This is a genomic window from Bradyrhizobium sp. MI1.11 (assembly GCF_055811255.1).
Window position 1 is genome coordinate 165,211 of record NZ_JBVVPM010000011.1, and the last position, 23,017, is coordinate 188,227.

24 protein-coding genes and 1 pseudogene are annotated in these 23,017 nt (G+C 63.9%); 12 read left to right on the forward strand and 13 right to left on the reverse strand.

Annotated elements, in window-relative coordinates:
* Window positions 1-5: 5 nt before the first annotated feature.
* Window positions 6-299 carry a hypothetical protein gene (locus AC0L30_RS14280; protein WP_007598221.1) on the reverse strand — a complete coding sequence of 98 codons (294 nt, stop codon included), beginning with the start codon at window positions 297-299 and terminating at the stop codon, window positions 6-8.
* Between the two features lie 240 nt (window positions 300-539).
* Window positions 540-1,226, reverse strand: a pseudogene (locus tag AC0L30_RS14285) (DNA-3-methyladenine glycosylase I).
* Between the two features lie 219 nt (window positions 1,227-1,445).
* Here AC0L30_RS14285 and AC0L30_RS14290 point away from each other — a divergent pair.
* The gene (locus AC0L30_RS14290; protein ID WP_473253888.1) at window positions 1,446-2,273 is read left to right on the forward strand and encodes a metallophosphoesterase family protein; all 828 of its coding nucleotides are present in this window, start codon (window positions 1,446-1,448) and stop codon (window positions 2,271-2,273) included.
* On the opposite strand, the gene AC0L30_RS14295 is transcribed toward AC0L30_RS14290, so the two are convergent.
* The 5 genes from AC0L30_RS14295 to AC0L30_RS14315 all read right to left on the reverse strand — a co-directional run bounded on the left by AC0L30_RS14295 (window position 2,212) and on the right by AC0L30_RS14315 (window position 5,177).
* Window positions 2,212-2,697 (reverse strand): Crp/Fnr family transcriptional regulator, encoded by a 486-nt coding sequence (locus tag AC0L30_RS14295; RefSeq protein ID WP_007598226.1) that lies wholly within the window; start codon window positions 2,695-2,697, stop codon window positions 2,212-2,214. The two genes, AC0L30_RS14290 and AC0L30_RS14295, sit on opposite strands and share 62 nt — an antisense overlap.
* Window positions 2,698-2,755: 58 nt before the next feature.
* Window positions 2,756-3,304, reverse strand: coding sequence for a GNAT family N-acetyltransferase (locus tag AC0L30_RS14300; protein ID WP_473404510.1), 549 nt, complete (start codon window positions 3,302-3,304; stop codon window positions 2,756-2,758).
* Window positions 3,305-3,425: 121 nt separating this feature from the next.
* Window positions 3,426-4,166 carry a di-trans,poly-cis-decaprenylcistransferase gene (locus AC0L30_RS14305; protein WP_354200246.1) on the reverse strand — a complete coding sequence of 247 codons (741 nt, stop codon included), beginning with the start codon at window positions 4,164-4,166 and terminating at the stop codon, window positions 3,426-3,428.
* Window positions 4,167-4,198: 32 nt separating this feature from the next.
* On the reverse strand, window positions 4,199-4,573 hold the full coding sequence (locus AC0L30_RS14310; protein ID WP_007598229.1) for a winged helix-turn-helix domain-containing protein: 375 nt from the start codon (window positions 4,571-4,573) through the stop codon (window positions 4,199-4,201).
* A complete protein-coding gene (locus tag AC0L30_RS14315) occupies window positions 4,560-5,177 on the reverse strand; it encodes a hypothetical protein (RefSeq protein ID WP_354200247.1) in 618 nt (205 codons plus the stop codon). Before AC0L30_RS14315 ends, AC0L30_RS14310 begins: the two co-directional genes overlap by 14 nt.
* Window positions 5,178-5,381: 204 nt before the next feature.
* Here AC0L30_RS14315 and AC0L30_RS14320 point away from each other — a divergent pair, with 204 nt between their 5' ends.
* Window positions 5,382-6,629 (forward strand): S1C family serine protease, encoded by a 1,248-nt coding sequence (locus tag AC0L30_RS14320; RefSeq protein WP_007598231.1) that lies wholly within the window; start codon window positions 5,382-5,384, stop codon window positions 6,627-6,629.
* A gap of 76 nt (window positions 6,630-6,705) precedes the next feature.
* On the opposite strand, the gene AC0L30_RS14325 is transcribed toward AC0L30_RS14320, so the two are convergent.
* Both AC0L30_RS14325 and AC0L30_RS14330 read right to left on the reverse strand, forming a co-directional pair.
* Complete coding sequence (locus AC0L30_RS14325; protein ID WP_007598233.1) at window positions 6,706-6,984, reverse strand: DUF3551 domain-containing protein; 279 nt, start codon at window positions 6,982-6,984, stop codon at window positions 6,706-6,708.
* Window positions 6,985-7,151: 167 nt separating this feature from the next.
* Window positions 7,152-8,126 (reverse strand): Bug family tripartite tricarboxylate transporter substrate binding protein, encoded by a 975-nt coding sequence (locus tag AC0L30_RS14330; protein ID WP_354200249.1) that lies wholly within the window; start codon window positions 8,124-8,126, stop codon window positions 7,152-7,154.
* Window positions 8,127-8,251: 125 nt separating this feature from the next.
* Here AC0L30_RS14330 and AC0L30_RS14335 point away from each other — a divergent pair, with 125 nt between their 5' ends.
* Together AC0L30_RS14335 and AC0L30_RS14340 are read left to right on the forward strand one after the other, a co-directional pair.
* Window positions 8,252-8,671, forward strand: coding sequence for a VOC family protein (locus AC0L30_RS14335; protein ID WP_473404511.1), 420 nt, complete (start codon window positions 8,252-8,254; stop codon window positions 8,669-8,671).
* Window positions 8,672-8,879: 208 nt separating this feature from the next.
* Window positions 8,880-10,433 (forward strand): ATP-dependent acyl-CoA ligase, encoded by a 1,554-nt coding sequence (locus AC0L30_RS14340; RefSeq protein ID WP_473404518.1) that lies wholly within the window; start codon window positions 8,880-8,882, stop codon window positions 10,431-10,433.
* 114 nt (window positions 10,434-10,547) lie between these two features.
* On the opposite strand, the gene AC0L30_RS14345 is transcribed toward AC0L30_RS14340, so the two are convergent.
* The gene (locus AC0L30_RS14345; protein WP_007598238.1) at window positions 10,548-11,642 is read right to left on the reverse strand and encodes an HD-GYP domain-containing protein; all 1,095 of its coding nucleotides are present in this window, start codon (window positions 11,640-11,642) and stop codon (window positions 10,548-10,550) included.
* 355 nt (window positions 11,643-11,997) lie between these two features.
* On the opposite strand from AC0L30_RS14345, the gene AC0L30_RS14350 reads away from it, so the two are divergent.
* From AC0L30_RS14350 to AC0L30_RS14365, 4 genes are all read left to right on the forward strand, one after another.
* Window positions 11,998-12,762, forward strand: a complete 765-nt coding sequence (locus tag AC0L30_RS14350; protein WP_354200252.1) for an alpha/beta fold hydrolase — start codon at window positions 11,998-12,000, stop codon at window positions 12,760-12,762.
* A gap of 23 nt (window positions 12,763-12,785) precedes the next feature.
* Window positions 12,786-13,121, forward strand: a complete 336-nt coding sequence (locus AC0L30_RS14355) for a hypothetical protein (protein ID WP_473404512.1) — start codon at window positions 12,786-12,788, stop codon at window positions 13,119-13,121.
* 182 nt (window positions 13,122-13,303) lie between these two features.
* The gene (locus AC0L30_RS14360) at window positions 13,304-13,975 is read left to right on the forward strand and encodes a dienelactone hydrolase family protein (RefSeq protein ID WP_007598249.1); all 672 of its coding nucleotides are present in this window, start codon (window positions 13,304-13,306) and stop codon (window positions 13,973-13,975) included.
* Window positions 13,976-14,111: 136 nt separating this feature from the next.
* Window positions 14,112-14,591 (forward strand): hypothetical protein, encoded by a 480-nt coding sequence (locus tag AC0L30_RS14365; protein WP_007598251.1) that lies wholly within the window; start codon window positions 14,112-14,114, stop codon window positions 14,589-14,591.
* A 100-nt stretch (window positions 14,592-14,691) separates the two neighbouring features.
* Here the strand turns inward: AC0L30_RS14365 and AC0L30_RS14370 are convergent, their stop codons facing one another.
* The 3 genes from AC0L30_RS14370 to AC0L30_RS14380 all read right to left on the reverse strand — a co-directional run bounded on the left by AC0L30_RS14370 (window position 14,692) and on the right by AC0L30_RS14380 (window position 16,981).
* The gene (locus tag AC0L30_RS14370) at window positions 14,692-15,438 is read right to left on the reverse strand and encodes a polysaccharide biosynthesis/export family protein (RefSeq protein WP_035993830.1); all 747 of its coding nucleotides are present in this window, start codon (window positions 15,436-15,438) and stop codon (window positions 14,692-14,694) included.
* A gap of 373 nt (window positions 15,439-15,811) precedes the next feature.
* Window positions 15,812-16,468 carry a peptide-methionine (S)-S-oxide reductase MsrA gene (msrA, locus tag AC0L30_RS14375; RefSeq protein WP_007598255.1) on the reverse strand — a complete coding sequence of 219 codons (657 nt, stop codon included), beginning with the start codon at window positions 16,466-16,468 and terminating at the stop codon, window positions 15,812-15,814.
* 195 nt (window positions 16,469-16,663) lie between these two features.
* Window positions 16,664-16,981 (reverse strand): hypothetical protein, encoded by a 318-nt coding sequence (locus tag AC0L30_RS14380; RefSeq protein ID WP_007616084.1) that lies wholly within the window; start codon window positions 16,979-16,981, stop codon window positions 16,664-16,666.
* Window positions 16,982-17,385: 404 nt separating this feature from the next.
* On the opposite strand from AC0L30_RS14380, the gene rpsT reads away from it, so the two are divergent.
* The 4 genes from rpsT (at window position 17,386) to recF (ending at window position 22,987) form a co-directional block, all read left to right on the forward strand.
* Entirely contained in the window at window positions 17,386-17,652 is a 267-nt protein-coding gene (rpsT, locus tag AC0L30_RS14385; protein ID WP_007598259.1) for a 30S ribosomal protein S20, read from the forward strand.
* A 1,277-nt stretch (window positions 17,653-18,929) separates the two neighbouring features.
* Window positions 18,930-20,342 (forward strand): chromosomal replication initiator protein DnaA, encoded by a 1,413-nt coding sequence (gene dnaA, locus AC0L30_RS14390; protein WP_035995355.1) that lies wholly within the window; start codon window positions 18,930-18,932, stop codon window positions 20,340-20,342.
* 280 nt (window positions 20,343-20,622) lie between these two features.
* Window positions 20,623-21,741, forward strand: coding sequence for a DNA polymerase III subunit beta (gene dnaN, locus AC0L30_RS14395; protein ID WP_007598262.1), 1,119 nt, complete (start codon window positions 20,623-20,625; stop codon window positions 21,739-21,741).
* Window positions 21,742-21,850: 109 nt separating this feature from the next.
* On the forward strand, window positions 21,851-22,987 hold the full coding sequence (gene recF, locus AC0L30_RS14400; RefSeq protein WP_473404513.1) for a DNA replication/repair protein RecF: 1,137 nt from the start codon (window positions 21,851-21,853) through the stop codon (window positions 22,985-22,987).
* Window positions 22,988-23,017: the final 30 nt, after the last annotated feature.

Below are 23,017 nucleotides of genomic sequence, written 5' to 3' on the forward strand. Positions count from 1 at the left end.
CCCGATCAATGCCTCACGTGCTCGAACACCACGATCACGCCGGTCGGCTCGGGCTCGTGCGCCATCAGGCGTGTCAGCTCGGAATCGCCCCAATCGGCGAGGCTGACGACTTCGCCGCTCTGGCGTTCGGTGCCGGGCGGCGCCGTGGGCTCGACGACCTTCAGCCCTGTCTCATCGACGAAGAAAGTGTGTTCGCCGAACATGCTGTTGAGCTGCGGCATGGCGGGATGCTCGTCGGGCAGCACCTGAGCGCCGAGCTGGTTGACGGTCTGCTTCACCTGTTCGGATGTGAGCTTCATGAGCTGCTCCGTTTCTGTCACGTCGGTTTCATTGAGCTGAGCCAGACCGGGCGTTCCCTGCGCCGATGTTCGCCTGGCCTATCTCCCGAACAGGTGCTCCGCACAAATGTTCCCGAAAAATACATTTCGTGATCACGGGTTGCGCCCTGCCGCGCTTGCGGCACGAGATCGCCACAGGACGCACATGATTCGGCATCCCCAGAGCCGAATCCAAGAGCCAAATTCCAAGAGCCGAATTCGCTACTCGCTTCTGTTCTCGCCGACGGACAGCGCGCAGATGCGTGACAGATATGTGTAGGGGAGCCCGGTCTCCTCGGCCCAGGCATTGAACTGCGCCTGCACTTTTGCCAGATCGCCTTTCGACTTGACCTCTTCGGCGATGTCGAGACCGGCATCGCGCAGGCAGGCCACGACGTCCCTGGACGTCACAAAGCCGTCCCAGCCGACGAACCGCAGCAGCATCTGGCCGGTATTGCCACCCAACCGGCTGCCGCGCTTGCTCAGGAGATCGAGCAGGCCGATCTGGTCGGATGGCGGCCACTTCGCCAGAAACCTGCCGAAGCTGCCGTGCTCTCTTGCGATCTCCTAGACGAAGGCCGCGTTGTCGCGCACCGACATGATCTTGGCACCGTTGCGCACGATGCGCGCGTTGCGCAGCAGGCCCTCCCAATAATCCTCCGGCTGGAAGGTGAGCTTGGCCGGCTGGAAACGCAGGAAGGCCTCTTCAAACCCGTCCCATTTCGTCTCGATCACGCTCCAGGCAAAGCCCGCGCAAAACACACGCTTCGTCATCTCGGCGAGGATGCGATCGTCACCGCGTTTGGCGAGGCCCTTCAGGTCGGGCTTTTCGGGCATCAGCTTTTCCAGCGCCTTGGCCCCGCCCTTGCGTTTTTCGGCGCGCGCACGAATGGTCTTGAAGGAGGTCATGGGGAGACGAGCTGTTGGGGACACGAGCTGTTGAGGATACGCCACGACATCAGAATTCGATGATCCGGTCCAGCCCGGCGACGCTTCGATACTTGCAGCCGCGGATGCGCCGCAGCATACTGCCCGCGTTGAATTGGCGAGAGACGCGGCTGGTCTGCTTCTTGCGTTCAGATATTTTGCAATCCCGAGCATTTTTGACGTCTCACCCCTGGATTTCCAATGCGCTGTCTGGTCGTGGCCGACCTGCACTATTCGCTGCCTCAGCTCGACTGGCTCGTCAGCGCCGCTCCGCAATTCGACCTCGTGATCTTCGCCGGCGATGCGCTCGACATCGGCTCGATGGTGGATTTTCGCGCGCAGATCGTGGTGGTGAAGAAGTACCTCGCGCTGCTCGCAGCGAAGACCCGCGTGATCCTCTGCTCCGGCAATCACGATCTCGACGAGCGCAATGCGGAAGGCGAAAAGATCTCGCGCTGGATCTCGGAGGTGCGCGAGTTGGGCATTGCCTGCGACGGCGACGGCCTCACCGTCGGCGACACGCTGTTCACGGTGTGCCCATGGTGGGATGGGCCTCTAGTCAAGCAACGCCTCGTCGCGCAGCTCGGCGCGGCCGCGGCCGGCCGGCCACGGCGCTGGATCTGGATCCATCATGCGCCGCCGGCGGATTCACCGACGAGCTGGGGCGGCAAACGCTTCTTCGGCGACGTCGAGCTGGTGCAATGGATCATGCAGTATCAGCCCTCGATGGTGATCTCGGGGCATGTGCATCAATCGCCGTTCATTACCGATGGTTCGTGGTTCGACCGGCTCGGCCAGACCTGGGTGTTCAACGCGGGCCTGCAGCCGGACCGACCGCCAACGTATATCGTGCTGGACCTCGATGCGGACAGGGCGTTCTGGCTTGCGGCCGGCGAGGCGCAATGGATCGATCTTGGCGCGCCGCTGAATCGGCCCGCCGCTCCGATCGAGACGCCGCCCGACTGGCTCACATTCTTGGATCGGATTGCCGATCCGAGCCTGGCGAGACCTCGAGCGGCGGCAGGTTGATCATGCTCTGGAGCACCTCGCCGACCATGGCCAGATGCGTGCCGTGGCCGGCGTATTGCTGCTTGAGATCGGCGAGATAGGTGTTGGCGACATTGAGCCGCTGCGCCAGCATCTTGGCGATCAGGAGTGCCACGCCCGCCTCCTGCTTGAGGAACGAGGCGGCATCCTCGAATTCGTAGACGACGGAGTCGGAGCAGGCCCGTACGGTCGCAGTGTGCGGCTGCCCCAGCAGCACCGACATTTCGCCCAGCACCGCGCCGGGCTCGGCCACCGTGGCGACGACCATCTCGCCCTTGAGCACTTCGAGCTTGCCCTGCATCAGCACATAGAGATGACCGGTGGTGCCGCCCTCGGCGACGATAAGCGTGCCGGCTGCAACCTGCCGCTCCGTCCCACCGGTGCAATAATCCAGAACTGCGCGCATCCGACCAAAGCTCCCGTCGCAGGGAGATACTAGGGCACGATCGGCGTCGTGCGCTTGCTCAAATTTGTGGCAAGCCCCGCACCCGCCGCAGACGCTTCGCGAGATGGACCGACTGCCAGTCTCCTAGACCGGTATCCTCGAACCCTGCCTTCTTTGCAAGGCCGCGCATCTCGGCGTTCACGCGCGCGGTCTCGGCTGCAATCATCTCGTGACCGAGATCGCTCGCGTGCTTCTCCATGGCTGTCATCATGCGGAGGCCGACGCCCTTGCGCTGAAAGACATCGGCAACGGAGATGGCGAAATCACCATGCCGTGCAGCCACATCGTAGGCGTATCTGGTTTCGCCGATGATCGTGCCTTGCCCTTCCTGCCTGATCTCGGCGAGCAGGGTGAAATGACCGGGATGGCTAATCCTGGCGACGCATTCGGCCGCGACCATTGCAAAGTCCGCGCGCGCGCCCATGAAGCGCTTGTTGCGCGATGTCGTGGAGAGGCTCGTGAAATAGATCGAGAGGCCCTCGACATCGAACGCGCTGGCCGGCCTGATACGGACCGTGGCGTTCGCTTCGGCGGACTCGACAATGGCATCCAGCAATAAGCGTAACATGCGCGAGGCTCTCGGCAGGTTGCATCGAATGCACACCTAGCCGAGACCACGCGCTGACCGCTTGGACGGTGCTGCCAATCTTGCGGCCGAAAACGAACAGTTCGTTCCTCGGTGCCGAGCGTCACACGCGAGAGAGTGAAGGCACCTCCTCCGGCACGATCGCCTGCAGGCCGCCGAAGCGACGCTCGCGGCCGTGGAAGGAGGCCAGGGCCGCGGCGAGATCGCTTGCGTCGAATTCGGGCCACATCCGCTCGGTGAAGTGCAGCTCGGCATAGGCACCTTCCCAGAGCAGGAAGTCCGACAGCCGTTTCTCACCCGAGGTGCGGATGATGAGGTCGACGTCGCGCAAACCCGCCTCGCCGGTGACGAGCTGCGAAAACGCCTCGCGGGTGAGACTCGTCAGCGCCGCCGCCTTTGCCGCCGCGTTGAGGATGGCATCGCGCGCGGAATAGTCGACGGCGATGCGCAAATGAAGCGAGCTTCCGTGCGCGGTGGCATCTTCCGCACGCGAAATCGCATTGGCAATGCCGTCGGGCAAGCGGTCGCGACGGCCGATCACGGTGAGGCGAACGCCGTTCTTGACCAGGCTCTGCACCTCGTTGGCGAGATAGAAGCGCAGAAGCGTCATCAGCGCGGCGACCTCGGCCTTCGGCCTCCGCCAATTGTCGGTGGAGAAGGCGTAGAGCGTCAGCGTGCCGATGCCCTGCTTGGGCGCGGCTTCGACGATGCGGCGGATCGTCTCGACGCCGGCCTCATGGCCGCGCAGGCGCGACAGGCCGCGCCGCGTCGCCCATCTGCCGTTGCCGTCCATGATGATGCCGACGTGAAGCTTCTCGTTGCGGGACACAAGGTCACTTTGCATTGCAAAGTCTCCGGTCAAAAAAAGGGGGAGGATCAGGTCGAGACGATACCGAGGCGGCCGAGCGGTGCCGCTTCGCGGCCGGCAGCCTTGGCGGCGTCGCGCACCAGGCGTTCGAGCACGGCGAGATAGTCGAGGAAGCGGCGGCGGCCGGCCTTGGTCAGGCGGCAGGTCGTGTGCGGGCGATTGCCCTCATAGCCCTTGGTCACCTCGACGAGGCCGGCTTCCTGGAGCACGGCGAGATGCCGGCTAAGATTGCCGTCGGTGAGGCCGCAGAGCTGCTTGAGATCGGCGAACGCCAGACCCTTCGGATGCGCCATCAGCGAGGTCAGAAGTCCGAGCCTCGCCTTCTCGTGGATCACGCGGTCCAGTCCTTCATAAGAGAAGGGTGCGCTGTCAGTCTTCGACATCATGGTCTCCGGATGCGAAATGCAGAATGCCCGCCATCACCGACTGCCCGATTACGAACGGCAGGCCCATGGTCCAGGGCGACAGCGTATGGGTTTGGCTCGCGAGCACCACCACCGCAAAACCGGACATGAAATACCATGCGCCGGCGAGCGCCACGGTGCGTGGCAGCGAACGGACCGAGGCGAAAATGCCGAGCGACACTAGGATCTGCCACAAGCCTGGCAACAGCCACAGCGTTTCGCCCGCGAACTTCCACATCACCACCGCAAGCAGCACACCGGCAACGCCTGCAGGCAGGAACTGCTCGACGGCCTGGTGGATCATCGCATCGGCGAGTCCCGAATGATGGCGGCGCGAACGCGCGCGCATCTCGATGCCGATGATCAGGCCGGAGAGTGCGGCGGCAATGAACCAGCCGAAGAAGAAGTCGAGCGGCTCGCCGGTGGGATCGCCGAGCAGCCAGAATTGCAGGATCGCGGTGAGAAGCGCGACCGCGCCGGTCGCAGCCATCGTCGCCGGGCCGTAGCCGCGGAATGCCGTGCCGGCCGCAATCTGGCTGCGGATCGCCACAATGTCGGCCAGTGCCTTGTCGAGATCGCGCATTGGCAACGCCAAAACCTCGTACCGCCCATGCTTGCCGGGACTATCAATGCCGGTGCTTTGTACCGCAAAGTATATCGGATCGCAAAGTAAAGGCAAGCCCGAACGTCGTCTCTTAATATACTGGCCCCTCGCCAGACAACTGCCGGTTGCGCGACACCTCCTCCCGCAGATAAGATGCGCGCGAATGCGTTCTGGGGGAAAAGTATGTGGCTTAAGTCATTCATCGTTGCGTCTTTATTGCAGCTGAGCGTCGTCATCGCAGCGCATGCGGCCGGGCCGTTCGGCAGCGTCAAAATCGGCAACTGGGTCGGCGGTGCGTTCAGCAACGACGAAACGGGAGCCTTCTCGCATTGTGCCGCGACGGCGCCTTATGCCAACGGAGTCATTCTCGTCGTCGGCCAGAATTCTGGGGGCTCGTGGATATTGAGCTTTGCGAGTCCCAGCTACCGCTTCACCAAGGGCGAGAACACCGCGATCGACGTCATCTTTGACGGACAGGAGCAGGCCAGACTGTTCGCCACGGCCAACCAGACGAACATGCTCAGCTCCGTCATGCCTGCGAACGTGGTCCGAACGTTTCAGAAGGCGAGCCTGATGGTCGCGACGAGCGGCCGCACCGTGCTGAATTTCGACCTGACCTCGGCCGGGCCCGTGATTGCGGCATTGGCCAATTGCGTCACCAAGGTCAAAGCCGACGGGCTGAGCAAGGCCGGCGATTTCACAAAGGTTGCCGCCAAGCCGCAGGCCACGCCGGACAAGCAGGCACCGCCAGCCAACGGCAGCAAACCTGCCAGAGCCAAGAGCGGCACCGGCTTTGTCGTGAGCGCCGGCGGACACATCGTCACCAACAACCATGTCATCGATGGCTGCGTCGGCGACATCAAGGGCAATCTCACCGGCGACGCCTCGATGGTGCTGCGCGTCGTGTCGAGCGATGCCAACAACGATCTCGCTCTGTTGCAGGCGCCGTCGACGACCACGTTCAAGGAGTTCGCCAGGATCCGCGACCGCTCGATCCGCTCCGGCGATTCCGTCGTCGCGATCGGCTTTCCGTTCCATGGATTGCTGACTTCGGATTTCACCGTGACGACTGGCATCGTCAGCTCGCTCAGCGGCATGCGCAACGATTCGCGTTTCCTGCAAATCAGTGCGCCGGTGCAGCCCGGCAATAGCGGCGGCCCGCTGTTCGACACCGCCGGGCAGATCGTCGGCGTCGTCACAGGAAAGCTGGACGGGTTACGGGTCGCCGCTGCGACCGGCAACATCCCCGAGAACATCAACTTCGCGATCAAGACCGGCGCGCTGCGCGACTTCCTCGACAACTCCGTGGTGCCCTACCAGACTGCCGAACCGAAGGGCGAGATCAAGACCACCGACATCGCCGGCAATGCGCGGCCCTATACGATGCTGATCTCGTGCAACGGCACGGAGCAGGCTGAGGCGAAGCGGTAGCGGCAAGGCAGGCGGCGTCTGCGCGGCCGCGGATGGCGCGAACGCGATCCGGGCTACCAGTCAAACCGAGAGTTCCTTAATACGGCGCCACGGGCCGCGTGCGCCGCGACTGCCGCGGTTGCGGCAGGGACGATTGACCGTAGGCGACGAGCGGGTTGGGCCCGCAGGCCATGAGCCGGCCCGACACACTGGCCTGACATTGTCCATAGGTGCTGTAGGTGCAATCGCCGGGATACTCGTACCCGCCGCCCTGGGCACACCAGGGATAGTCGTGCGCCGCTGCCGGCGTGACGGCGGAGAAGCCGGCAAGGAGTGTCGCGCCGAGGCCCAGCAGTGCCAATTGCGTCTTGCGCATGATCCCAACTCCTATCCTCACAGCGCGAGATACGCGCCATATAACATCAGGTTTCGCCACGCCGTTTTATTCCAGATCGACGGGCGCTGACACGCAAGAAACATTGACACGCAAGAAAAAAGCCCTGCCGAACGGGCAGGGCTCCGATCTCGGACATCACAAGATCGCTACTCGACCTTCAGGCCGGCGAACTCGACGACCTTCTTCCATTTCTCGGTCTCGGCCTTGATCTCCTCGCCGAACGCCTCGGGCGTCTGCGCCCGCGGCTCGCCGCCGAGTTCGACCAGGCGCTTGGCCATGTCCGGCTCCTTTATCAGCGTGTTGATCTCGCTGTTGAGCTTGGCAATGATCTCCTTGGGCGTGTTCTTCGGTGCCCCCATGCCGAACAGCGCGCTCGCCTCGTAATCCTTCACGGTCTCGCCGATCGCCGGCACGTCGGGCAGCTGCGGCGAGCGCTCCGCCGTGGTGACGCCGATGGCACGGAGCGAGCCGGACCGGATGTGCTGGATGATCGAGGGCATGTTGTCGAAGATCACCTGCACCTGGCCGCCGAGCATGTCGGTGATCGCGGGCGCGGCGCCGCGATAGGGCACGTGCTGCATCTTGCAGCCCGTCAGCGCCATGAACATCTCGCCGGACAGATGCACCGAGGTGCCGTTGCCCGAGGAGGCCATGTTGACCTTGCCGGGATTGGCCTTCACGTATTCGATGAACTCGGCGACGGTCTTGGCCGGCACGTCCTTGTTGACGGTCATCACGTTCGGCACGCGCTGGAACGAGGCGACTGGCGCGATGTCGCGCACGAAGTTGAACTTCAGGTTGGTGTAGAGCGAGGCGTTGATGTAATTGGCCGGATTGACCAGTTGCAACGTGTAGCCGTCGGGCTCGGCGTTGACGACCGATTCGGTCGCGATATTGTTGCCGGCACCCGGCTTGTTCTCGATCACGAATTGCTGGCCGAACTTCTCCGACAGCCGCTGACCGATCAGCCGCGCCAGGATGTCGGTCGCCCCGCCCGGCGGATAGCCGACCACCCATTTCACCGGGTGGGTCGGGTAATCGGCGGCAAGGGCCTTCGACAGCGGGCTGGCTGCAAGCGGACTGGCGGCGAGCAGGCTCAGCGCGGTACGGCGAGTGATCATTTCAAGGGTTCTCCCAACGTGTTGTTCTTGAAGCCAGACAGCTTGAAAATGGCGTCGGCGCGGTTGTAACAAAGCTTGCCGCAGGCGGAAAGTGCACGGGGCGCATCACGACGAAAGGATAAGGCATGGCGATCAAGGTCGAAGCCCTCGATCATCTCGTGATCAATGTCGCGGACGTCGCAGTGACCGCCGAGTGGTACGGCAAGATTCTCGGCATGGAAGTCAAGGTGTTCGACCCCGGCGGCGGCAAAGCGCCGCGGACTTCTCTTCAATTCGGTAACCAGAAGATCAACGTCCGGCCGCGCGATGCCGACAAGGTGGAGTGGTTCACCGCGGACCACCAGACCGCCGGCAGCGAGGATCTGTGCTTCCTCACCTCAGCAAGCCCCGACGAGGTGGTGACGCATTTGAAGGCACATGGCGTCGCGATCGAACAAGGCCCGGTTCTCAAGCAGGGCGCCCGCGGCACGCTGCGCTCGGTCTATTGCAGGGATCCGGATGGCAGCCTGATCGAAATTTCGTCATACGAGGACGGCGGCCGGTAAGGCCAAGCCGCCTGCCCCACGCACCGTCATTGCAAGGAGCCCTTGCGACGAAGCAATCCAGACTCTCTCCGGGGAGGGATTCTGGATTGCTTCGCTACGCTCGCAAGACGGCCGAAAGAGCAGGAAGACGCAATCATCAAAACGCAGCCGCGAGCAAGATGCAGGCTGCACGGGAGGACATATGCCGAATTCGTAAGCCGCCGCCGGAATCGTCGGCCCATTCGACGGGCTCGACGTGCCCTGGCTGCTGAAGATGGGGGCCGAGGTGCGCAGCTCACATCCGTTCCTGATCTGGGCGCCGTTCGACGCGCCCGCGCGGCGCTGGAGCTATGGCGAGTTTCACGAGCGGGTCGGCGCGCTCGCGGCGGGACTGGCGAAGCGCGGCGTGAAGCCGGGCGAATATGTGCTCATCCATCTCGACAATTGCATCGAGGCGCTGCTGGCCTGGTTCGCCTGTGTCGAGTTGGGCGCGATCGCGGTGACCACCAACACGCGCTCGGCACCGGCCGAGCTCGACTATTTTGCCGATCATTGCGGCGCAGTCGCCGCGATCACGCAGCCGGCCTATGCCGAGATCGTCGCGCAGAACTGCCGCAACATCCGCTGGATGGCGGTGACCTCGCATGATTCCGGCACGGCGCCCGCAAAACCGGTCTCGCGCGGCGATAGTTTCGAATCGCTGTTCGCCGACAGCGCCGACCGTCCCAGGCGTGCGACCGATCCGCTCGCGCCGTGCAGCGTGCAATACACCTCGGGCACGACATCGCGCCCCAAGGCGGTGCTGTGGACCCACGCCAACGCGCTGTGGGGCGCCAAGATCAACGCCGCGCATGAGGACCTGCACGCCGGCGACGTGCACCAGGCCTATCTGCCGCTGTTCCACACCAACGCGCTGGCCTATTCGATGTTGGCGACGCTATGGGTCGGTGCCACCTGCGTGATCCAGCCGCGCTTTTCCGCCAGCCGGTTCTGGGGCGCCGCGCGCGAGCACGGGTCGACCTGGACCTCGACGATTCCGTTCTGCATGAAGGCGCTGCTCGAGCAGGAGATCCCGAGGGATCACAAATTCCGCCTGTGGGGCACCGCGATCAACGAACCGCCGGCCTTCGCCGCCTTCGGCGTCAAGATCATCGGCTGGTGGGGCATGACAGAGACCATCACCCACGGCATCGTCGGCGAGATCGACCAGCCCAACATCCCGATGTCGATCGGCCGCGCCGCGAGCGAATACCAGATCCGCATCACCGACGATGACGGACGGGCGACCGAGGTCGGCGACACCGGCAACCTCTCGATCAAGGGCATTGTCGGCCTGTCGCTGTTCGCCGAATATCTGCACAACGAGAAGGCGACGCGCGAGAGCTTTGACGAGCACGGCTTCTTCCTCACCGGTGATCGCGTGGTGCGGCTGGAGAACGGCTATATCCGCTTCGGGGATCGCAGCAAGGACATGCTCAAGGTCGGCGGCGAGAACGTCGCGGCGTCCGAGATCGAGCAGGTGATCGCAATCGTCCCCGGCGTGCGCGAGGCCGCCGTCGTGGCGAAGACGCATCCGATGCTGGACGAGGTGCCGGTCGTCTTCATCATCCCGCAGGGCGGCGTCACCGCTGCGCGGCCCGATCTGCATGACAACGTGATGGCTGCCTGCCGCAAGAGCCTCGCCGACTTCAAGGTGCCGCGCGAGATCCGCTTTGTCGACGACATGCCGCGCTCGACGCTGGAGAAGGTGGCGAAGGCGGAGCTGAGGAAGATGGTGGGGTGAGGCGTAAAGTAGGGTGGGTTAGCCGAAGGCGTAACCCACCAACTTCGTCCGGCAAATGTGGAAGCATGGTGGGTTACGCTACGCTAACCCACCCTACGGCTACGACACGGGAGCTCAGAACGACCCCAGCGCCACCGGGCGGAACGCCTGCAATAGCTGCTGGTCCAGCTTGCCGCTCATGCCTTCCATCATCGTGAACGCGCGCGAGTGGGTGAAGGGCATGCGATAGGCGCGCTTCTCCACGAGTGCCGCGTAGATGTCGACGATGGTCGTGACCCGCACGATATCGCTGATCTGGTTCGACGAGAGATTGTTGGGATAGCCGGAGCCGTCGAGGAATTCGTGGTGATGCAGCACAACGTCCAGCATCTCCGGCGGGAAGCCGCCTTGAGCTGCGAGCGCGTCATAGCCGCGGCGCGGATGCTGGCGGACTTCGGCCATCTCCTCGTCGGTGAGCTTGCCGGGCTTGTCGAGCAGCGCGGAGGGAACGAAGGCCTTGCCGACGTCGTGCAGCAGCGCGGCACGAGTCAGCCGGCGCTGGTCGTCCTCGCGCATGCCGAGATGCTGGGCAAAGGAGACCGCAAATCCGGTCACGAACAGGCAGTGCCGATAGCTGCCGACATGGTGGCAGCCCACCGTGGTGAGCCACTCGCGCAGCGAGGAGTGCTTGATCGCCTTCAGGATCTTGCTCTCGGCGGCGATGACGTCGTCGAAGGTCAGGGGCACGCCGAGCGGCAGCTTCTCGAACATCTTCTTCAGCACCGCATGCGCGGCCTCGACGCCGCGGTTGAGCGTCTTGCCGCGATCGGTCGCGTCATAGACGGCGGTGTCGGGGAAGGCTGCGCGGATGCGCTGCAGGATGTCCTCGGGCTGAAGCGGCCGCGAGATGGTGTCGGTGGCGCCCAGCGCCCAGGCCTGCATGGTGCCGTGATGCAGGGCGTCCGCAAGCACGAACAGACGAGGCATCGAACGATAGGCATCGCCGCGCAGCTTGTTGCGCACCCGCTGCACGCTCTCGGGCGAGCGCAGATTGATGTCGACCACGAGGCCGGAGAGATCGCGCGAGGGCTGCTCGGGGAGTTCCTGCGTCGTCACTGTCGCAACGTCGCCGACGGCCTTGAGGATGCTGGCGAGTTCGCTGCTCTCGTCGCTCCGGTCGGAGGCGAGCAGGAGCCGGCGTTTGGCGGCGGGTTTGGCTGAGGCGTTCATGGCTTCCCCAAGAGCACGGGCGTGTTTCGGGCAGAAGCCTAAGCCGGATCAGGTTCTCCGGCCCTTAAGAGGCGTGCTCAATGGAGCCTTCCGGAATTGAGTGCAATTTTAGGGATCTCGGGTTCCATGGCAGGAATGGCGCAAAAAGGGCGAAAACAACCCCATGCACAGTAGGCGGGCCATTGATGACAAAGGGGAATTTCTCCGTCATGGCCGCCTGAAAATGCAAACTAATCCGCCGGAGGTTGACCTCCGGCGGATCATCTTGTTCAGCACGCTAGCCTTACGTCTTCATCACGCCCTTCACGGCTTCGGCGTCGTGAGAGAGAATAAGAAAACAAAAAGGGTGGAAACAATGCCGAGGATCGATCGAGACGGCGTCGGAATCTATTACGAGATCCATGGCGAAGGCCCGCCGCTGCTGCTGACTCACGGTTACTCATCGACCTCGGCGATGTGGCATGGGCAGGTCGAGGCGCTTGCCAGGGACCACAAGCTGATCTTGTGGGACATGCGCGGTCACGGCCAGTCCGATTATCCCGACGATCCCGCCGCCTACAGCGAAGCGCTCACGGTCGGCGACATCGCGGCGATCCTGGATGCGGTCGGCACTGAGCGCGCCATCATCGGCGGGCTGTCGCTCGGCGGCTATATGTCGCTTGCCTTCGCTCGCGCGCATCCAATGCGCGTTCGCGCGCTGCTGATCATCGACACCGGACCGGGATTCAAGAAGGACGATGCACGCGAGGCCTGGAACGCGCGGGCGCTCGCCACTGCCGACAAGCTCGATCGCGAAGGGCTCGACGTGCTGAAGGCCGCAACGCGCGAGCGCGCCACCGCGAGCCATCGCAATGCCAAGGGATTGGCGCTCGCCGCACGCGGCATGCTGACCCAGCGCGATGCGAAGGTGATCGAGCTGCTGCCGGAGATCAAGGTGCCCAGTCTGGTCGTGGTCGGCGCCGACGACACACCGTTCCTCGCCGCGTCGGACTACATGGCCGCGAAAATTCCCGGCGCACAAAAGGTCGTGATCCCCGCCGCCGGACACGCCGTCAACATCGACCAGCCCAAGGCTTTTATTGACGCGGTGCTGCCTTTCCTGAAGAACTTGCCGGAATAGGACGATCGGACGGGAACACGGCAATGAAGCGAGCGATGTTGGCTGCGGGCGCGGTGTTGCTGTCGGTATCCGCGCAGGCCGAGCAATTCGGCGGGACACCGATCCGCCTGCCATTCGTGGCGACGTTGTCGAACAACACACCGCTCGCCTTCGGCATGGATGCGGGGCAAACCGCGCGCGCCCTCGGCCAGCCTCTGCAATATGTGCGCGGACGCCCCGGCAACGAGATCTATCTCGCGCTTCGCAACATCGGCGGCAGCGGACTGACCTCCAACCGTCACCGCCTGTTCCTGCAGTTCCGTCATGGCCGGCTGGCGGGATGGAAGGAGGATTACGGCGAGAACTGGATGTGGGAGTGAGGTGGGCGCGCAACCGCCTCCCCTCATCCTGAGGAGCTTGCAAAGCAAGCGTCTCGAAGGATGAAGGCCCCGCTGCTGCATCTCGGCCTCTATCCTTCGAGACGCGCGCGAAGAGCGCGCTCCTCAGGATGAGGAGAGAGAGCGGAGTTCGTGATCGACGATCAACAAGAAGGACAACCCGCGTGGGACAAGACATCAGACTGACCGCCTCCGATAATTTCCAGCTCGGCGCCTATCGCGCTGATCCCGCAGGCCCCCCGAAGGGCGCGGTGGTGGTGATCCAGGAGATTTTTGGGGTCAACCATCACATCCGCTCGGTCTGCGATCGCCTCGCCGGGGAAGGCTATGTCGCGATCGCGCCGTCGATCTTCGACCGGACCTCGCCGGGCTTCCAGTCGGGCTACACGCCTGACGAGATCGCCGAAGCGCGCAAATTCGTCGCCAATCCCGACTGGGACGCGATGCTGCGCGACACGCAAGCCGCGATCGATGCGGTGAAGAGCGTCGGCCCGGTCGGCATCATCGGCTTTTGCCTGGGCGGCAGCGTCGCCTTCGTCGCGGCGACGCGGCTGTCGGGCCTGAAGGCCGCGATCGGCTATTACGGCGGCGCCGTCGTGCGCTTTGCCGACGAAACACCAAAAGTTCCGACACAGCTGCATTTTGGCGAAAAGGATGCCGGCATTCCCCTGACCGACGTCGAGACCATCAAGACGAAGCGGCCGGACGTGGAAATCTTCGTCTATCCGGGCGCGCAGCACGGCTTCCATTGCGACGAGCGGGCGAGCTACGACAAGGCCAGCGCCGACATCGCCTGGCCGCGCAGCATGGAATTTTTCGCGAAGCATTTGCGATAGCGCGGCTGATCTCTCCACCGTCATTCCGGGCTCGCGCTCCGGAATGACGAGGGCGGAGAGCAGGAATCGGGTGGCTGCATCCTGCCGGGCGGCGATAGAGCTGGCTGATCAAGCCAACTCACGCCGGGAGATCGTGATGCAGCAGGCCAATACGAACATCGTCATCCGCAATCCGTTCGGCACCATGGACGTTCCCGGTCCTGACGATCGCGAGGTCATGGACTATGCCGCAACCGCCTTACTTTCGGGCGATGCGGCCGACGTCAACGCGGCGCATTGGGCAGACATTCAGGCGCCGTCCGATCCTCTGGAAGGCCCGTGGGCCAGCCGCTGGAATGGCGGCGCCGATCCGACCATCGCCGGCGATACGCCGGAGACGTGGAAAGACGGGCGCGCGGAGGTGCGGGTCGCAGGCGGACGCATCTATCTGCGCTTCGATTGGGATCACGGCCGACGGCACGGGCTGATCGATGCTGCGCGCGAGGGCGCGCGCCTGGTCGGGAAATACATCAACCTAACCAATCCCGCGATCACGCGGCCATGGATCGGGCGCGTGGTCGATGCCGCGCGCATCGATGGATGTTTTCCGAACGGGCGGCTGGATTTCAGAAGGTGAGCTAGAGCTTCGGTTCTGATTGCATCAGAACCGAGGCTCTAGATTCTTTTTTGACGCGTTTTCTTCACGCGAACCGGTATCCACTTCGCTCGAAAACGCTCTAGAACCAGCGCTCGCCGACAAATACGGTGTCGCCCGGCGCCAGTGGGGTGCCGAGCGGCACCACGGCGCGCATGGCGCCGCCGGCTTCGGTATGCGTGACGGTGACCACATCGCGCTTGGCGCGTGGCGAGAAGCCGCCCGCGATTGCCACGGCGCTTTCGACCGTCATGTTCGGCACGTACGGATACTGGCCGGGCGCGGAGACTTCGCCGAGAATGAAGAACGGGCGATAGGCCTCGATCTCGACGGCGACCGAGGGCTCGCGGATGTAGCCGTTGCGCAGCCGTGCGGCGATCTCGCCGGCCAGACCCGCCGGCGTGCGGCCGCGTGCCGGCACGCCGCCGATCAGCGGCATCGTGATGGAACCGCCGGCGTCGATCGCGTAGCTGTTGGTGAGACCTTCCTGGCCGTAGACCACGACGCGCAGCCTGTCGCCGGCGTCGAGATGGTAGGAGGAATCGTAGCGGACCGGCGCCGCCATCGGCGCGGCATAACCGACCGGCATGGGCGCGGGCGAAGAGGCAAAGGAATTGCGCAACGCCCCGATGGCGCCGCCACCGTCGCCGACGACGACCGGCTGAGGCGCGTAATAGGGCTGGCCATAGGCCATGGAGTCGAGATCGGCGCGCGGCTGCATCACCGCGACGGGGCCGGCGGTCTGCATGCAGCCGCCAAGGCCAAGCGCGGCGGACGCTGCCAGGGACGCTGCCAAGATCGACCATCGAAACGCGCGTGCAACCGGCACCGGACTTATCCCTCGAAACGAGACAGATCCAGTGATGCACCGGTTATGGTTAATAAAGCGTTGAGGGGGCGGGCGGCGCGACGATGCGGCTACGGCGCATTGCGCTCCCTCTCGCTTGCGGGCGCGGCTAGCGCATATGGCCTTTTGGGCCAAGCTGAACAAGCGCCTCGTCCTTCGAGACGACCGCTCCGCGGTCTCCTCAGGATGAGGCTAATCGGCATCGGTGCCTGCTGGCACTATTGCCGCAGACGCCGTCCTCATCCTGAGGAGCCCGCCTAAAGCGGGCATCTCGAAGGATGGGCCACAGGAAACTGCTCTCAAATGCGCCGACCTCTCCCGCAAGCGGGAGAGGTGCACCACCTTCGCGGCTGGCTTACGCGCTCACACCGACGCCGATCGGGCAGGACACGCCGGTGCCGCCAAGGCCGCAATAACCGGCGGGATTCTTGGCCAGATATTGCTGATGATAGTCCTCGGCAAAGTAGAATTGGCCGGCGGGTGCGATCTCGGTGGTGATGGTGCCGAGACCTTTTGCAGCAAGCGCTTTCTGATAGAGCGCCTTCGATTGATCGGCCGCTTTTTTCTGCGCGTCTGAATAGGTGTAGATCGCGCTTCGGTACTGCGTGCCGACGTCGTTGCCCTGACGCATGCCCTGCGTCGGGTTGTGGCTCTCCCAGAACGTCTTCAACAGCTTCTCGTAGGACACCTTGGTCGGATCGAACACGACCAGCACCACTTCGGTGTGACCGGTGCGGCCCGAGCAGGTCTCTTCATAGGTCGGGTTCGGCGTGTGGCCGCCGGCATAGCCGACGGCGGTGGTGTAAACGCCGTCGCCAAGCTCCCAGAACTTGCGCTCGGCGCCCCAGAAGCAGCCGAGCCCGAACACCGCCTGCTCGAGACCTGCTGGATAAGGCGGCTGCAACTTCGTGCCGTTGACGAAATGGGTGGTCGCGGTCGGAATGGCTTGCGCACGGCCCGGCAGCGCTTCATTGGCGCTCGGCAATGCGGTGGTCTTGCGCATGAACAGCATGGACGGATCTCCGGGAACGAGCTGTCCGTCGCCCAGGACAAGCTATTGAGACAAGGCGATGAGCCAAGCGCTCAGGCGGCGTGCTCGCGATCAGGTGGGAATATAGGTCTTTACGCGCAAAGGGGCAGCCCTGTTACGCCGCGCGCGGCCGCTTCAGTCGCGCGAATTGAAAGCTCAATCCCGGGAATTGAAAGCTCAATCCCGGGAATAGCCGATCAACGGCTTGCGCGGGCGGAACAGGATCATCAGGAGGATACCGAGAATGCCGAGGACGGCGAAAACCGGCTGATCCAGCACCAGACGGATCACCGAGGTCCAGAGCCAGGGCGCCTTGGCCTCGACCCAGGTCCGGAACGCCGTCTGGCTGGCCTGATTGATGTCGTTCCAGAACTGGCCGAATCGGGTGAACCGCAGGGTCTGGTCGGCCACCCAGCGGGCGCCGTCATAGACCATGAAGATGAACCCGCCGGCGAGCAGCAACAGCCCAATCAGTCGGAAAAAGCCGCGGATCATGCCTCACCCTCTATAGTCGTCCGATCGGACGACCCTCGGAACGCCGCCAGCCAATACAAGGGAGACGGCAGAAATTCAACCTCTTCAGGGCGTTACGGCACTCATCCCTGGCCTGAGGGGCTGCTTGTCCAGCCCGGGAAAGCGTTGACGGTGCCAAAGACCCTCTCTATAAGGGCGCCAACTGGCGGCGGGCGCAATCCTGCCGCCGCTGTTCTTTGAGCAGATGCAGGCTCCTTGGGCTGAGAGGCTCCCTGGGCCTCAGAGACGGCCCGCAAGGCTGTCGCTCACGTTCCGGGAACAGCCTAGCAACCGAACACCCTAATTCCGAGCGTCGATTACGCGGTCAAGCAAGCCGGCGCTACCCGACCAAGACGCGACCGGTACCCGCAAAGGACATTGAGACCATGGCCAATACCACTTCCGCCAAGAAAGCGACGCGCAAGATCGCCCGCCGCACCGCCGTCAACAAGTCGCGCCGCACCCAGATGCGCGGTGCCGTGCGTAACGTCGAAGAAGCCATCAAGACCGGCGACCGCGCCGCTGCCGTGACGGCGCTGGCGAATGCCGAGCCCGCCTTGATGCGCGCCGCGCAGCGAAACATCATTCATAAGAACAATGCCAGCCGCAAAGTCTCGCGGCTTACCGCGCAGATCGCCAAGCTCGCCAAGTAAGCTCGCGAGCGTTCTGGCACGCCGTCCGATCGCGTCGTTCGATCGGACGATCCGGCCGCACATCGCACACGTCAAACAGCCCGGCATCGCGCCGGGCTTTTTTGTTGCCTGTCATATTCACGCAAGTAGTCACGCTGCGAGCGACCTTCGATCGGAGGATTGCGACGTTTGCACCATGATGCGCCCGTAGTTTTACCTGCGAATGGTTTTGCAACAGCGGAAACTTCCACCGCGGTGCAAAAAGTCCTTGCGAGGTGGGCACAAGTTGAATTCGCGCGCCTGCGAGTTCTGCACACCGTAGTTTCCCCGGATCGCGAGACGCAATGGAGTTACCCTGTGAAACGAGACTCAAAAAACGATGTCTCGCTAACAACTTATCGACATAGTGACGCCAAGCATTTGGAAAACTCGCCCGCGCGTCGCGCGCGTGACGCTTTTGTAAAAAATTTTTGGCGGTGACGGAGAATTGTCACATCAAACGCGGCATCTTCGATTCTGTGCACGAATCCAAAAACTTGCTCTGAAGCCTGTGCACAAGTCCGCGTGGCGTTAACGCAGATCAAGATTTTTGATGCCTCAAGTCTGAATCAATTCCGTTGCGAGTCTTTCCGCATAGTGTATTCCTTAAGGCGTCAGCGGCGCCCACGATCTTGAGACCAGCGCGGTATCGGAAACGGGGCGAGCGTGCAAATCGGCGGCGATGTGCACGTAGGCGGCGCTTCAACAAGCGATTGTCGGATCAAAACCCACAGCAATGTGGGAACGGTAGCTCTTTGTCTGAATGTCTCCAAGCGGGATCTTTCTCTCGCGCTTAAGAGACATCTTGAAAGCTGCCCCGACAGGCATGATGGCGAGGCCGAGCGGACGACGAGTACACGGGCGGGCATCCGATGAAGACGCGGGTGTCGTTTGGACACGCAGGACCTTGTCGCGAGCAATCACGGCAGGATGGGGAGGTATCATGTCTTACGAACTCAACGCGGTATTGAAACACATTTCGACTTCCAGCATTTCGACTTCCAGCGATGCCGTTTTAGATTCGTCGGACACCAAGCCTCCCGCGTGTCACGGAGCGCCGAGTACGCGCTGACCTCGCGACCCCTCCATCTCTAGACATTGCTGATCGGACGCGGCGTTTCCGCCGAACGGTCGAGCCATGCCTGCAGGTGAAATCGCTTGAGGTCCCGCCATTGCAAATATCCCGGCAGGTATCCCTGGCAGGAACTCTGCATGGCGCTCACCACGCAACCTTATCTCTCAAGAAAAGTTCTCAAATGATGACAACCCCGGAACAGGATCGCTGGTCACGCGTGAAGAGTCGGCTGCGCTCGAACGTTGGCGAGGACGTCTATACGAGCTGGTTTGCGCGCATGGATCTGGAAGGCGTCCAGGACGAGAGCGTGCGTCTGTCGGTGCCGACCCGCTTCCTGAAGAGCTGGATCCAGGCCCATTATGCCGAGCGCGTGCTGTCGTGCTGGCAGGCCGAGATGCCCGAAGTGCATCGCATCGATCTCACCGTTCGCACGGCCGTGCGCCCCGTGATGCAGCAGAAGGAAGCGCCCGCGCCGGTCGAAACGCGCCGCTCGCCTGCGCCGGAGCTGCGTTCGACCGCGACCGCGCCGGTCTCCGCCAATCATGATGCGCTCGGCGGCTCGCCGCTCGATCCGCGCCTGACGTTTGCAAGCTTCGTCGTCGGCCGCTCCAACACGCTGGCGCATGCGGCTGCGCGTCAGGTCGCCGAGGGTCGTCGCGGCGATCCCGTCATGTTCAATCCGCTCTACATTCATGCAGGCGTCGGCCTCGGCAAGACGCATCTCCTGCAGGCGGTGACCTGGGCCGGCAATTCCGGCAACGAGCGCAAGGTGCTTTATCTCACTGCAGAGAAATTCATGTACGGCTTCGTCGCCGCGCTGAAGACGCAGACGGCGCTCGCCTTCAAGGAAGCGCTGCGCGGCATCGACGTGCTCGTGATCGACGATCTCCAGTTCCTGCAGGGCAAATCGACCCAGGCCGAGTTCTGCCACACGCTGAATGCGTTGATCGATGCCGGCCGCCAGGTCGTGATCGCGGCCGACCGTCCGCCGTCCGATCTCGAAAGCCTCGACGACCGCGTGCGCTCGCGGCTGGCCGGCGGCCTCGTGGTCGAGATGGCCTCGCTTGGCGAGGAGCTGCGGCACGGTATTCTCAAGTCGCGCGTCGCCGCGGCCCGCGCCCATCATGCGACCTTCGAGGTGCCGGAGGAGGTGCTGACCTATCTGGCCCGCGCCATCACCCATAACGGCCGGGATCTCGAAGGCGCGATCAACCGCCTGCTCGCACACTCGAAGCTCAACAACCGGCCGGTGACGCTGGAGATGGCGGAGCACGAGGTGCGCGACCTGATCCGGCCGCAGGAGCCGAAGCGGATCAAGATCGAGGACATCCAGCGCGTGGTGGCACGGCAGTATAATGTCAGCCGCTCCGACCTCTTGTCCTCGCGCCGGACCGCCAACGTGGTTCGTCCGCGCCAGGTGGCGATGTATCTCGCCAAGACGCTGACCCTGCGATCGCTGCCGGAAATCGGCCGCCGCTTCGGCGGGCGCGACCACACCACGGTGCTGCACGCGGTGCGCAAGATCGAGGCCCTGGTTTCCAAGGACACGGCGCTGTCGGACGAGGTCGAATCGCTCAAGCGCCAGCTTCAGGAATAAACGCCTAGGCCTTCTCCTTCCTTCCCGCCGCCCCGGCCCTGCCTGGGCGGCGGCCTTCCTCTGCCTGGGCGGCGGGCCCCGTCTTTGCGGGTAAATCGTGGGGAACCATCGCGCAATCCCTTGAAACGGATGACTTTACGCGCCACCTTGCGCGACCCTGACGGCTTTGGTCATATCGGCTGGATGATCCGGCTTTCCGGGGTCTTCGGTGCCGTGGCGCGCGTCCCGCCGCCCGGCTTTTCCAGATTTGTGTTTCCTTGGGGATCGGGCGAGTAGTGCAATGAAGGTTACGGTCGAACGCGCGCAACTCCTGAAGTCGCTGGGCCACGTCCACCGCGTGGTCGAGCGCCGCAACACGATTCCGATCCTCGGCAACGTGCTTGTTAGGGCCGAGAATGCGAAATTGTCGCTGAAGGCGACCGACCTCGACCTCGAGGTCACCGAAACGCTCGCGGCGGAAACCGCGACCGCGGGCTCCACCACCGTGCCGGCGCACATGTTCTACGACATCGTGCGCAAGCTACCGGACGGTTCGCAGATTGTGCTCGAAGCCGACGGCGACCGCGCCGTGCTGGCGATCCGCGCCGGCCGCTCCCGCTTCACCCTGCAGACCCTGCCGGAGAATGATTTTCCGGATCTCGCCGCCGGCGACATGTCGCATTCGTTCAGCCTCGCCGCCAAGGACGTCAAGCGGCTGATCGACCGCACCCAGTTCGCGATCTCCACGGAGGAGACCCGCTACTATCTCAACGGCATCTATCTGCATGCCGCGGGCTCCGCCAAAGCCGCCACCCTGCGCGGCGTCGCCACCGACGGCCACCGCCTCGCCCAGCTCGACCTGGTCCAGCCCAAGGGCGCCGAGGGCATGCCCGGCGTGATCGTGCCGCGCAAGACGGTGGGCGAGGTGCAGCGCCTGATCGAGGACAACGAGGCCGAGGTCACGATCGAGCTGTCGCAGGCCAAGATCCGCTTCACCATCGGCAATGTGGTGCTGACCTCGAAGCTGATCGACGGCACCTTCCCCGATTACGGCCGCGTCATCCCGCAGGGCAACGATAAGGAGCTCGTCGTCGACAAGAAGGATTTCGAGAACGCGGTCGACCGCGTCTCGACGATTTCCAGCGAGCGCGGGCGCGCCGTGAAACTCTCGCTGTCGCCGGGCAAGCTGGTGCTGTCAGTGACCAATCCGGATTCCGGCAGTGCGACCGAAGAGCTCGAAGTCGAATACGCTTCCGACGCCCTCGATATCGGCTTCAACTCCCGCTATCTGCTCGACATCGCCGCCCAGATCGAAGGCGACGTCGCAACGCTCCGGCTCGCCGACCCGGGCTCACCGACCCTGGTGCAAGACCGCGACGACAAGAGCGCGCTCTACGTGCTGATGCCGATGCGGGTGTGAGGGCTACCGGCGCTCCTTCGCATCGACTACATCCGTCATGGCCGGGCTTGTCCCGGCCATCCACGTCTTTGGAGGACCCAAACGTGGATGCCCGGCAACGACAAAGACAATGACCCCCTCCCGCATTCATCGCCTGACGCTGACGCATTTTCGTAATTACCGGGCGGCGGGGCTCGAGGCTAAGGCTGACATGGTGGCGCTGGTCGGGCCGAACGGAGCAGGCAAGACCAATTGCATCGAGGCGATCTCGTTCCTGTCGCCGGGACGCGGCCTGCGGCGCGCGACGCTGGACGACGTCGCCGACAACCAGGGCGACGGCTCCTGGGCGGTGTCGGCACAGGTCGAGGGCGCGCTGGGCCTTGCCACGCTCGGCACCGGCATCGATCCGCCGCGCGCAGATAGCCCGGTCAGCCGGCGCTGCCGCATCGACCGCGAACCGGTCAATTCGGCGGCGTCGTTCGGCGACCACATCCGCATGGTGTGGCTGACGCCGGCGATGGACGGGCTGTTCATGGGCGCGGCGTCCGAGCGGCGGCGCTTCTTCGACCGCCTGGTGCTTGCCATCGACAGTGACCATTCCAGCCGCATCTCCGCGCTCGAACGTTCGCTGCGCTCGCGCAACCGCCTGCTCGAGACGCGCAATTACGACGACCATTGGTGTGACGCGATCGAGCGCGAGACCGCGGAGCTTGCGGTCGCGGTCGCCGCAACCCGCGGCCAGACCGCGGCGCGGCTGACCGGCATGCTGAATGCACGCGCGCAGGCCTCCGCCTTCCCCTCGGCGCAAATCGCGCTCGACGGCTGGATGGAGAACGCGCTGCTCAACGAGACCGCAACGTCGGTCGAGGACCGCTACCGCCAGATCCTGCGCGACAACCGTCCGCGTGACGCCATCGCCGGCCGCACCACGGATGGTCCGCATCTCACCGATCTCCAGGTGATCTACGCGCCGAAAAACATGCCGGCGCGCGATGCTTCGACCGGCGAGCAGAAGGCGTTGCTGATCGGGCTGGTGCTGGCGCATGCGAGCCTGGTCGCCGAGATGACCGGCATCGTGCCGCTGCTGCTGCTCGACGAGGTCGTCGCGCATCTCGATCCCGGCAGGCGCGCGGCGCTGTTCGACGAGTTGCGCAAGCTCGGCGCGCAGGTGTGGCTGACCGGCGCAGACCCCGCCGCCTTCGCCGAGATCGGCGCCGGGGGCGAGATCTTTGACGTCGAAAGCGGACAGGTATCGGCCCGGCGCTAGTCGCCGCCGTTGAACCGGCCCCATTTCCGC

Excerpts from the sequence above, each read along its gene's own strand:
- AC0L30_RS14280 (WP_007598221.1), bottom strand. The coding sequence starts at position 299 with ATGAAGCTCACATCCGAACAGGTGAAGCAGACCGTCAACCAGCTCGGC.
- AC0L30_RS14290 (WP_473253888.1), top strand. The coding sequence starts at position 1,446 with ATGCGCTGTCTGGTCGTGGCCGACCTGCACTATTCGCTGCCTCAGCTC.
- AC0L30_RS14295 (WP_007598226.1), bottom strand. The coding sequence starts at position 2,697 with ATGCGCGCAGTTCTGGATTATTGCACCGGTGGGACGGAGCGGCAGGTT.
- AC0L30_RS14300 (WP_473404510.1), bottom strand. The coding sequence starts at position 3,304 with ATGTTACGCTTATTGCTGGATGCCATTGTCGAGTCCGCCGAAGCGAAC.
- AC0L30_RS14305 (WP_354200246.1), bottom strand. The coding sequence starts at position 4,166 with ATGCAAAGTGACCTTGTGTCCCGCAACGAGAAGCTTCACGTCGGCATC.
- AC0L30_RS14310 (WP_007598229.1), bottom strand. The coding sequence starts at position 4,573 with ATGTCGAAGACTGACAGCGCACCCTTCTCTTATGAAGGACTGGACCGC.
- AC0L30_RS14315 (WP_354200247.1), bottom strand. The coding sequence starts at position 5,177 with ATGCGCGATCTCGACAAGGCACTGGCCGACATTGTGGCGATCCGCAGC.
- AC0L30_RS14320 (WP_007598231.1), top strand. The coding sequence starts at position 5,382 with ATGTGGCTTAAGTCATTCATCGTTGCGTCTTTATTGCAGCTGAGCGTC.
- AC0L30_RS14325 (WP_007598233.1), bottom strand. The coding sequence starts at position 6,984 with ATGCGCAAGACGCAATTGGCACTGCTGGGCCTCGGCGCGACACTCCTT.
- AC0L30_RS14330 (WP_354200249.1), bottom strand. The coding sequence starts at position 8,126 with ATGATCACTCGCCGTACCGCGCTGAGCCTGCTCGCCGCCAGTCCGCTT.
- AC0L30_RS14335 (WP_473404511.1), top strand. The coding sequence starts at position 8,252 with ATGGCGATCAAGGTCGAAGCCCTCGATCATCTCGTGATCAATGTCGCG.
- AC0L30_RS14345 (WP_007598238.1), bottom strand. The coding sequence starts at position 11,642 with ATGAACGCCTCAGCCAAACCCGCCGCCAAACGCCGGCTCCTGCTCGCC.
- AC0L30_RS14350 (WP_354200252.1), top strand. The coding sequence starts at position 11,998 with ATGCCGAGGATCGATCGAGACGGCGTCGGAATCTATTACGAGATCCAT.
- AC0L30_RS14355 (WP_473404512.1), top strand. The coding sequence starts at position 12,786 with ATGAAGCGAGCGATGTTGGCTGCGGGCGCGGTGTTGCTGTCGGTATCC.
- AC0L30_RS14365 (WP_007598251.1), top strand. The coding sequence starts at position 14,112 with ATGCAGCAGGCCAATACGAACATCGTCATCCGCAATCCGTTCGGCACC.
- msrA (WP_007598255.1), bottom strand. The coding sequence starts at position 16,468 with ATGCTGTTCATGCGCAAGACCACCGCATTGCCGAGCGCCAATGAAGCG.
- AC0L30_RS14380 (WP_007616084.1), bottom strand. The coding sequence starts at position 16,981 with ATGATCCGCGGCTTTTTCCGACTGATTGGGCTGTTGCTGCTCGCCGGC.
- rpsT (WP_007598259.1), top strand. The coding sequence starts at position 17,386 with ATGGCCAATACCACTTCCGCCAAGAAAGCGACGCGCAAGATCGCCCGC.
- dnaA (WP_035995355.1), top strand. The coding sequence starts at position 18,930 with ATGACAACCCCGGAACAGGATCGCTGGTCACGCGTGAAGAGTCGGCTG.
- dnaN (WP_007598262.1), top strand. The coding sequence starts at position 20,623 with ATGAAGGTTACGGTCGAACGCGCGCAACTCCTGAAGTCGCTGGGCCAC.
- recF (WP_473404513.1), top strand. The coding sequence starts at position 21,851 with ATGACCCCCTCCCGCATTCATCGCCTGACGCTGACGCATTTTCGTAAT.